The following is an 8,802-nucleotide window of genomic DNA, read 5'->3' as shown; positions in this document are numbered from 1 at the left end:
CCGCCTGCAGGAACCGCCGGCCGTGTTCACGAGGACCCCGCAGCGATTGCGGCGACCGAGGACCATCGCGATGAACACGATGAGGCGTACCGATACCGACCTGACCGCGGTCGGCGTCAAATTTTTCGAACATGGGTTTTTTCTGTATATCTCCAGTTCGGTCCCCCACCCCCTCGCCGGAGGAGAAGACCTACGATACGGACAATCAGGCAGACCTACATAACGCTACGGTCCCGATTATCTCTCGTGATAAGTCAATCCCGGCACGACGAGGAATAAAATCCTACGCGCACACGTGGCCGCGGTTAACTGGGAGTTAACGACTCGCAAGAGAGCGGTGGTAACGGGGCACAGAAGGGAGCAGACGACGGGCGGCGGGAGCGACGGCAGCGGAGTCCCGACGAGGGCGAGTCCGGCGTGTGTGAGGTGATACCGAGTCGCAGAACGTGGCCTGTGGAGGGTGACGAGGAGAGCCTGCGGGTGTCCAGTCGCCGGGCGGTCAGTCCCGTGCGATCTGCCGCCAGACGTCGTCGAGTTTGTTCTTGACCTCCGGTCGTTCGGTGACCTGCACGTTGCACTCCTGTCCGTCGAACCGGATGAGCACCTCGTCCACCTCCCGGCGGTAGACGTTGGTGCGGCGGTGTTCGTCCGAGAGGACCCTGTCGTGGAGTTCGAGGAGGCCGGCCGCGGTGAGTTCCTCGATGCGGCGGTAGCACGTCGCGATGGGGATGTCGAGCATCTCGCTGAACTCCTGTGCCGAGTGAGGTTCGTCCGCGGCGCGCAATATATCGGGGTTGTAATCGTTGCCCAGTGCTGAGAGGGTCCTGTCAGACTCCATAGACGGAATTACTTCTGTCGTGAGCTAATGTGAATGTGTTGGTTATCTCGGTGAGAAATCGGGGTGAACGAAGATGCGGTTAATCGGGACGTAAGGTCCTCGCAGCGCCGACAGATCGGCAGCGCTATCGCCCGCTGAGACCGGGCCCGTTCCGTCGTCGTGTCGGCGCGTCAGACCGTCGCCGCCGGTTCGAGTGGGCGATGGTCTTATTAGTTCGCCGCGGCCACCTCCCGGCATGGCCTCCGACGACCCTCCCCGAGAGCATCCCGCGCGGCGGCGCGAGGAGGGAATCGTCGGCCCCAACGAACTCGATTTCACCAGCAGCAGTCGCGTCGCCGAACTGGACGAGGGCCGGTTCGTCGTCGCCACGGACGACGACGGGACGCCGAACGTGGACGGCGACGGCGACGTGCCCGCCGACGAGGAGGACCGAACGATAGAGGAACGCGGCACGTTCGCCAAACAGCAGACGGCCCGGTACGTCTCCGACCGAGACGCCGACTACGGGTTTGCACTCACCGCGGCGTTCGAGGGGGCCATCGAACAACGCGAACTGTTCTCCGACGACGTCGCCACCGCCTTCGGCGACATCGCCCAGTGGTACGCGAGTCAGGTCGACGCCGACGCCGCCCCCGCGGAGGTGCTCGGCATCCTCCTCCTCGCGTCGGACACGGACGTGACGTTCCCGACGAAAGTGCTCGCACCCATCTTCCGGGAACACGACCTGACCCTCGACGACTCCATCGGTGACCTGGTGGAGGCACTCGCCGGCGACGGCCTCCAGATTCCTCCGTCCGACGGCGAGTAACGCGTTCGGCCCCGACGCCGCCGCCTTCACGCGTCGTAGCGGAGGCATATCAGCGCTGATAATGAGGGGGAAGGGTTTATACCCGGTTTCTCGGAAAGAAAGAGCATGGCAAGCACCGTACTGGTCGTGGACGACTCAGCGTTTATGCGGAACCTGCTGAAGCAGTTGCTGGATGGCGAACACGAAGTGGTCGGCGAGGCAGAGAACGGCGTGGAAGCGGTCGAACTGTACCGAGAACTCGACCCCGACGTGGTGACGATGGACGTCGTGATGCCCATCCGGAACGGCATCGAAGCGACGACCGAGATAAAGTCGCTGGACGCGAACGCGTCGGTCATCATGTGCACGTCGGTCGGACAGGAGGAGAAGATGCGCGAGGCCGTCGAAGCCGGTGCCGACGGCTACATCACGAAGCCGTTCCAGAAACCGAACGTCCTCCAGGCCATCGACGACGTGGTGAGCGTCGAGGCATGAATCTGGACGTCCAGTCGCTACGGACGTTCAGCCGCCTCGCACACTCCGGGGCGGAACGCGCTGCCGGGTCCCTGTCACAACTCACCGGCGCCGAGACGTTCGTCAACGTCACCAAGATAGAGATTAGCACGAGAGAGGACGTGGAACGCGAGTTCCGCGAACAGGACCTCGTGACGGTCCACATCGGGTTCAACGGCGGCATCGACGGACGGACGGTGCTGGCGTTCGACCGACGGGAGGCCGTCCAACTCGTCGACGCTCTCGTTCCCGGGGCGGCGGACCAGCCAGACGGGGAGATGGCGACGAGCGGACTGAAGGAACTGGGCAACATCATGCTCGGGGGGTTCCTCGACGGGTGGGCCGAGTATCTCGACACCTCCATCGACATCACCACGCCGACGTACGTGGACATGGACACGAAGGGTGCGCTCGAGGATATCACGGGCGACTCGGGATTCCAGATGGCGACGGGCGACGACCACGTCCTCGCGTTCCGGAACCAACTGGACACCGACGACCAGCACGTGGGCTTCCACATCTACATGCTGCCGACGCACGAGTCTATCGAGACCATCTCCCAGATAGCGGGCGACGGGTCGAAGACCGTGCCGATAGAGACGTTCACCTCGTTCTCCAACATGATCTCCGACGGCGCCGAGCAGGCGTCGGACGACCTGACGGCGATGACCGGCATGGAGTCGGTCGTCGAGGTCAGCCGACTGAGTTTCGTCCCCATCGAGGCGGTGCCGATGGAACTGACGGACGCGACCAGACGCGGCGTCGTCCTCGAGTTCATGGGGACGCCCTCGGGCTACATCGCCATCCTGTTCGACGACGCGTCCGCGGACCGCGTCGCGGACGCTCTCATGCCCGGCATGGAGGCCGACGCCGCGATGCAGCAGAGCGCGATTCAAGAGATAGGCAACATCGTCACCTCCGGGTTCATCGACGGCTGGGCGAACGCGCTGGAGACGACCATCGACATCTCCCCCCCCGACGTACGTGGACGACATCGGGTCGGCGATAATCGACCCGCTGGCGACCGAACTCGCGCAGGCACAGGAGTACGCGTTCCTCATCGATTCGGCGATTCGGACACAGAACGACGAGTTCACCTGCGACATCTACGCGCTGCCGAACGAAGCCGAACTCCGCGAGGCCCTCGACCACCTCGCGGCGGAGGCACAGCGACCCTGACCAGGAGACGACCACGAGCGTCTGCCGGACCGTCCGAGTCGGCGCGCCCGTCCCGACGTCTGTCGGCGAGGGCGTGACGACGCGGGGGCGTCTCGACTCTCGTGCCGTTCTCCCCCCGAACAAACCACGATGAAAGTTTACACGAGCAGCACGACCGAAACGCGAACGAGAGCCGAACGGACGAAAGTCGGCATCGCCGACTACGCCGTCGTCACGGGCGACGATACGCTGACCACCAGCGGTCTCGGGTCGTGCATCGGTGTCGCGCTCTACGACAGTCGGGCCAGCGTGGCCGGCCTCGCGCACGCGATGCTTCCCTACGCCGAGGGCGACCCGAACGAGGCGAAGTACGCCGACACGGCCGTCCCGGCGCTCCTCGCCGAGATGGCGGACCGCGGTGCCGACCCGGACCTCGTCAGAGCGAAACTCGCCGGTGGCAGCACGATGTTCGAGTTCTCCTCGGCGGACGGCACTATCGGCGAGCGTAACGTCGTCGCCGTCCGAGAGGTGCTCGCCCGCGAGGGCGTTCCCATCGTCGCCGAGGACGTCGGCGGCGAACACGGACGGTCGCTCGAACTCGAGGCCACGGGGACGCTCCACGTCCGGAGCGCGCACGTCGGCAAAGCGACTCTCTGACACCGTTCGACGCGGCGAGATCCGCCGCCCAGTTATCACTGATGATTCTCCGGTACGTGGTTTTATTCGATGACCCCCGCGACCAGTGGGCATGAGTCGGTTACGTGACGTGATTAGTCGTCTCGGCGAACGGGTCCGCTCGCTGTCGCGCCGCGACGGCGCGCCGAGTTCGCCGCGACGGTCCGGCGGGTGGACGGTCGTTCCGAGACAGGTCCAGAAGAGCTATCTGCGGAAACTCGTCTCGCTGTTTCTCGTCGTCATCGTCCTGTTCGCCGGGTTCGCGGCCATCGAGTACCAGACCGTCGCCGCCGAGGTACAGTCGAACGCGCAGTCCGACGTCGCGCAGACGGCGGAACTGCAGGCGAACCAACTGGGAGAGTGGATGCAGCAGCGACGCGAGACGACGCGGATGCTCTCCTCGTACGACATGTACGACGCGCACCCGGACCTCCTGAGCGAGGAACTGAAGACAGAACGGACGAAACTGCCGCTGGGATACACCGCGATTCACTACGTCGACGCGAACTCCGGCGAGGTGGTCGCCAGTTCCAACGACTCCATGGTCGGCGCGACGCCGTGGAGCGACGGGTCGCTCGTCTCTCGCGCCGGGACGACGTTCGCCGACAACGTCGTGCGCTCGGACCCCTACACGGCGGCGTCGGGCGACCGCGTCGTGGCGTTCGCCTCGGCCGTGCAGAGCCAACCGTCCGGCGTCGTCATCGTCACCGCCGACGTCTCCGTCCTCCGGTCCCGCCTCGACACGGAGATGAACGGGTCGCTCGTGCGCGTCACCGCTTCCGACGGCGAGACGCTGTTCGCGACGGACGATTCGGGGACGAGCGACGTTGACCCCGACACCGAGGTGCTGGGACAGGCGTTCAGCGGCAAGTCGGGCGTCGTCGAACGCGGCCCGACCGACGCGATGGACGAACGGCACCTCCTCGCGTACGCGCCCGTCGGACGCGGCCTGGTCGTCCTCGTCTACGTCCCGACGGCGACGGCGTACGGCCTCCAGCACACCGTCGGGACGCACGTCCTGCTCATCGTCGGCCTCGCCGTCGTCTCCCTCGCGGGCGTCGGCTACCTCCTCCGCCGCATCACCGTCAGACCGCTCCGGAACCTGTCCGAGGCGGTGACGCGACTGCGCGAGGGCGAACTCGACACCGACCTCGACGTGGACCGCGAGGACGAGTTCGGCGACGTGTTCGCGGGCGTCGCCCAGATGCGAGACGACCTGCGCGACCAGCGTGCGGACGCCGAGGCGTACCGCGAGGTGATGGAGCGAACCGCCGCGGGCGACCTGACGGCCCGCATGGACGAGGACAGTCGGTCGATGGAGATGGCGACCATCGCGGAGTCGTTCAACGGGATGATGGACGAGATGGAGGCGACCATCGTCACCGTCTCGGAGTTCGGCGAGGGGGTCGCCGCCCTCGGCGAAGAGGTCGCCGAGAGCACCGAACGCGTCAGCGAGACGAGTCGGGAGGTGGCCGAGTCCATCGAGCAGATATCCGCCGGCGCGGAGGAACAGAGCGAGAGTCTCACCCGCGTCACCGAGGAGGTGAACGACCTCTCGGCGTCGGTCCAGCAGATCGCGTCGGCCGCGGACGAACTCGCGTCGCTCTCCGCGCAGACCGCGGACCGGGCTCACGGCGGCGCGGAGGCGGCCGGAGACGCCCTCGACGGCTTAGACGACATCCGCACGGAGACCGAACGCGCCGTCGCCGAGGTGGACCGACTGGACGAACGACTCGGCGAGATAGGCGACGTGGTCGAGGTCATCTCCGACGTGGCCGAACAGACGAACGTGCTGGCGCTGAACGCGCAGATAGAGGCCGCGCGCGCGGGCGAAGACGGTGAGGGGTTCGCCGTCGTCTCCCGCGAGGTGAAGTCGCTGGCCGAGGAGACGCGCGCCTCCGCCGAGGAGATTTCCGCGCTCGTCGAGGACATCGGCGACCAGCGCGAACGCGTGGTCGAGCGGATGGAACGGATGCGCGCCGGCGTCCGCGACGGGGCCGCCGACGTGGAGGGAGCCATCGAGTCGCTGGACGACATCGTCGAACAGGTCGAGGAGACGAACGCGAGCGTCCACGAGATAACCGACGCCACGAGCGGACAGGCCGCCTCGGCGCAGGACGTGCTGGCGATGGCCGACGAGATAGCGAGCATCGCCGAGGAGATGGCGGGCGAGGCGGGCGCGTCGCCACCGCCGCCGAGGGGCAGACGAACACGCTCGGCGACGTGGACGACCGGATGCAGTCGCTGTCGGCGGACACCGCGCAGTTGGTGTCGATGCTCGACCGGTTCGAGGCCCGGGACGCGGCCGTGGACGGGTCGGCGGGGAACGAACCCGACACCGGCACCGGTCCGAACGGGACGACCACCGACACCGTCGGCGGCGCGACGGGCAGTCCGAGCGAGGGGGCGACCGGTCCCGACGACGAGGCGACCACCCACGCGGACGACTGACGGGTGCGGCGAAGTGCGACAGGCGACGGGGAACGCGGCGGTCAGCGCGGTGACGCGATTTCGTTATCTTAGCTGATATTCACGGGGGCAGGTTTATCAAGCAGCCGTGGCTGTTCTGCACCAACGCACCCGTCTCCGAGGCGGGAGACGGCCGTACGGCGTCGACGCCGTGCGAGCGAGGTGAGGCAATGAAGATAGACCCCGACAACTACGACCTACGCGAACTCCGGCGCATCGCCGACGAACGACGCTCCGACCGAGACGGGACGAACGACCGAGAGCCTCGCCGCGGCTACGACGAGGACCGCGGCCGGCGCGGCGACGAGGGACGCCGGTCGCGCGACGGGTCCGGCCGTGACGGCCGCGACAGTCGTGACAGACACGACGGCCGCGACGGCGACGGCGACTACGACCGCCGTGACCGGCGGAGCCGGTCCCGACGGGACGACGGACTCCGTCGCCCCCGCGAGGGGTACAGCGACCACGCCGACGCCCACGACGAAGTCGTCCGCGCGGACCGCATCGCCAACCACTTCGGACTGGGAGAGCGCCGACGTGGCGGCGACGGCCGGCGCGGCGACGGGCGAGACGACGGCCGCGACGGCCGCCGCGGCGGGTTCGACGAACTCGGCTACGACCGCTCTCGCGACGACCGGGCGTACGACTTCGACGAGGTCGGCGAGTTCCGCTTCGACAAGCCGGTCCGCGACCGGCCCCGCGGGCGCGCCGGCGAGGCACTTCGACACAACCAGCTCGAACAGTTGCTCGTCCACGAGACGGCCGCCGCGGGCGGGTCGCTGGACGAAACCGTACCTCTCGACCACTCCCGAAGGAGTACGCCGCCGAACGCGTCGTCTTCGACTGGCTGGAGTTCCTCGTCCTGAAGGGCGGGTTCAAGCGGACGATGGACGCGCTTCGCTACTACCTCTCGGTCGACTGGATAACCGAGGACGTGGAGACGGAACTGCACGACTACCTCATCGGCTTCTCGGGCAACGTCTCGAACACGACGGAGTTCGACGTGGACGACCACCACCTCAGCCTCGTCTACGTCGCCCAACTCGCCTCGATGGCGGGCGGCGAACCGACGGAGTCGCCGCCGCCGCAACTTCGCTAACCGCACGACGCGCGTCAGACGACAACAAAGACTTTTCACCCCCTTTCGCTACGAAAGGCGTATGGCGGAGGATGGAACAGACGAAGACGCCTCGTTCGACGACTCGAAAGGACCGACGCCGGTCGGTGTGAAACTCGGGAGCACCCGCACGATACTCCAGTTTTACGACGACGACGGCGAACTGGAGACGGTTCGCACCCTCACCTGTCTGGCGACGTACGAAGACGCCATCACCGGTGAGGAACGCGTGCTCTACGGCGAACAGGCCGCACAGGAGTACCCCGACAGGGTCGAGTACATGCTCCGCTCGGGTCTGCCCGAGGACGACGAGGGCGCGGAGTTGGCCAAGAAGTTCTTCACCGAGTTGGTGAACGCGAACGGCCTCGACGGCGACAGCGCCGTCGTCTACGCGATACCCACGATAGACAACGAACCCGGCCTGCGCAACCTCAACCGCGTCATCGAGGAGAGCCCGGTTGGCGACGCACTCGTCCGGAGTTTCCCCGAGTCGCTCTGCGGCGCCATCCCGGCGTTCGGCGACGACTTGGAGGCCATCGACAGCGTGTTCGCCGCGGTCAACATGGGGTCGACCAACCTCGAAGCCTCGGCGTACCGCCACGGCGAGCAACTGTCGCCGTTCGTCTCGGGCGCGTCACCGGCAACGAGGTGGACCGCCGCATCGCCAACGCCGTCGAGGAGGAGACGCAGGGGCGGGTGAACATCGACCTGACGACGGCCCGCGAGTACAAGGAGGAGCACGCCGACTTCGACGCGTTCGAACCGTTCACGGACGTGATTCAGCAACCCGGCGGCGGCTCTCACGAGTTCACCATCGAGCGCTCCGTGATGGAACCGCTGGACGACTACCTCGACGACGCCGTCGACGAGGTGGCGAACAACTTCCTCTCGACGCTGGCCAACGACCACATGAAGCCCTACCAGTTGGCGCTCTCGAAGCCCATCGTCCTCACGGGCGGGATGGCCTGCATCCCGGGCATCGTCGACGAGTTCCAGGCGCGTCTCTCCGCGGAACTCAACCGCGACGTGGAGTGCATCTCGGCGGACCGACCGGACCTCGCGCCCGCCGAGGGCGCCCGTCGCATCGCCGAGCGTCTCGTGAAGTAAGCGGTTACGGCTCCTCTCTGAACCGCCGGACCGCCTCGCGGCCCGGCAGCGCAGTCATCGCGCCCGCCGCGGTAGTCGTCACCGCGGCCACGGCGTTGGCGAACGCCAGCGTCTCCGAGAGCGACTCGCCCTCGACGA

5 protein-coding genes and 3 pseudogenes are annotated in these 8,802 nt (G+C 66.9%); 7 read left to right on the top strand and 1 reads right to left on the bottom strand.

All coding sequences use genetic code 11. The features are described 5' to 3' along the window. Positions 1 to 499: 499 nt before the first annotated feature. Positions 500 to 838, bottom strand: a complete 339-nt coding sequence (locus GJ632_RS15900; protein WP_089806190.1) for a helix-turn-helix domain-containing protein — start codon at positions 836 to 838, stop codon at positions 500 to 502. Between the two features lie 235 nt (positions 839 to 1,073). On the opposite strand from GJ632_RS15900, the gene GJ632_RS15895 reads away from it, so the two are divergent. From GJ632_RS15895 to GJ632_RS15865, 7 genes and pseudogenes are all read left to right on the top strand, one after another. Beyond that, on the top strand, positions 1,074 to 1,646 hold the full coding sequence (locus tag GJ632_RS15895; RefSeq protein ID WP_191453461.1) for a hypothetical protein: 573 nt from the start codon (positions 1,074 to 1,076) through the stop codon (positions 1,644 to 1,646). Positions 1,647 to 1,751: 105 nt separating this feature from the next. After that, positions 1,752 to 2,120 (top strand): chemotaxis protein CheY, encoded by a 369-nt coding sequence (cheY, locus tag GJ632_RS15890; RefSeq protein ID WP_089806186.1) that lies wholly within the window; start codon positions 1,752 to 1,754, stop codon positions 2,118 to 2,120. After that, positions 2,117 to 3,317 (top strand): annotated as a pseudogene (locus GJ632_RS15885) (chemotaxis protein CheC). The gene cheY and the pseudogene GJ632_RS15885 overlap by 4 nt, the downstream one beginning before the upstream one ends. A gap of 129 nt (positions 3,318 to 3,446) precedes the next feature. Continuing rightward, the gene (locus GJ632_RS15880) at positions 3,447 to 3,953 is read left to right on the top strand and encodes a chemotaxis protein CheD (protein WP_191453460.1); all 507 of its coding nucleotides are present in this window, start codon (positions 3,447 to 3,449) and stop codon (positions 3,951 to 3,953) included. Between the two features lie 91 nt (positions 3,954 to 4,044). Continuing rightward, entirely contained in the window at positions 4,045 to 6,498 is a 2,454-nt protein-coding gene (locus GJ632_RS15875; RefSeq protein ID WP_191453459.1) for a methyl-accepting chemotaxis protein, read from the top strand. A 445-nt stretch (positions 6,499 to 6,943) separates the two neighbouring features. Beyond that, a pseudogene (locus tag GJ632_RS26010) lies at positions 6,944 to 7,539 on the top strand (FlaD/FlaE family flagellar protein). A gap of 61 nt (positions 7,540 to 7,600) precedes the next feature. Next, positions 7,601 to 8,664 (top strand): annotated as a pseudogene (locus tag GJ632_RS15865) (hypothetical protein). Positions 8,665 to 8,802: the final 138 nt, after the last annotated feature.

This window comes from Halogeometricum sp. CBA1124, from assembly GCF_009741955.1.
GTDB lineage: Archaea > Halobacteriota > Halobacteria > Halobacteriales > Haloferacaceae > Halogeometricum > Halogeometricum rufum.
Note: the sequence above shows the minus strand (reverse complement) of the source record. Positions and strands in the feature narration are given on the sequence as shown.

What these genes read in the sequence shown, in the direction of transcription:
- GJ632_RS15895 (WP_191453461.1), top strand. Translation starts at nt 1,074, where the DNA reads ATGGCCTCCGACGACCCTCCCCGAGAGCATCCCGCGCGGCGGCGCGAG.
- GJ632_RS15900 (WP_089806190.1), bottom strand. Translation starts at nt 838, where the DNA reads ATGGAGTCTGACAGGACCCTCTCAGCACTGGGCAACGATTACAACCCC.
- cheY (WP_089806186.1), top strand. Translation starts at nt 1,752, where the DNA reads ATGGCAAGCACCGTACTGGTCGTGGACGACTCAGCGTTTATGCGGAAC.
- GJ632_RS15875 (WP_191453459.1), top strand. Translation starts at nt 4,045, where the DNA reads ATGAGTCGGTTACGTGACGTGATTAGTCGTCTCGGCGAACGGGTCCGC.
- GJ632_RS15880 (WP_191453460.1), top strand. Translation starts at nt 3,447, where the DNA reads ATGAAAGTTTACACGAGCAGCACGACCGAAACGCGAACGAGAGCCGAA.